Source organism: Burkholderia reimsis (assembly GCF_003294055.1).
Lineage (GTDB): Bacteria > Pseudomonadota > Gammaproteobacteria > Burkholderiales > Burkholderiaceae > Burkholderia > Burkholderia cepacia.
Genome location: NZ_QMFZ01000155.1, coordinates 1 through 430 on the forward strand (window position 1 = coordinate 1; position 430 = coordinate 430).

General features: G+C 29.8%; 1 protein-coding gene. It reads left to right on the forward strand.

Annotation, left to right across the window (positions count from 1 at the left end; translation table 11 throughout):
- Positions 1-430, forward strand: a 430-nt coding sequence (locus tag DPV79_RS41720; RefSeq protein ID WP_165843651.1) for a transposase, incomplete at both ends; no start/stop codon positions are given.

Consider the following 430-nt stretch of genomic DNA (forward strand, 5'->3'; position numbering starts at 1 on the left):
GAGTATATTGTAGCTGATGCAGGTTATGGTAGTGAGCAAAACTATATGGCTATTATAGATGATTTTAATAAAACGCCACTTATTACGTATGGCATGTTTATTAAAGATAAAACTAGAAAGTTTAAAAGTGACATTTTTAACACTCAAAATTGGAAATATGACGAACTTAATGATGAATTTATATGTCCTAATAACAAAAGAATAGGTTTTAAAAGATATGCATACCGTAATGATAGATATGGTTTTAAACGTGACTTCAAGCTATATGAATGCGATGACTGTTCAGCATGTTCTTTGAGGCAACAATGCATGAAGCCAAATTCGAAATCCAATAAGAAAATCATGAAGAATTATAATTGGGAATACTTTAAAGCCCAAATTAATCAAAAGCTTTCTGAACCAGAAACGAAAAAAATCTATAGTCAAAGAA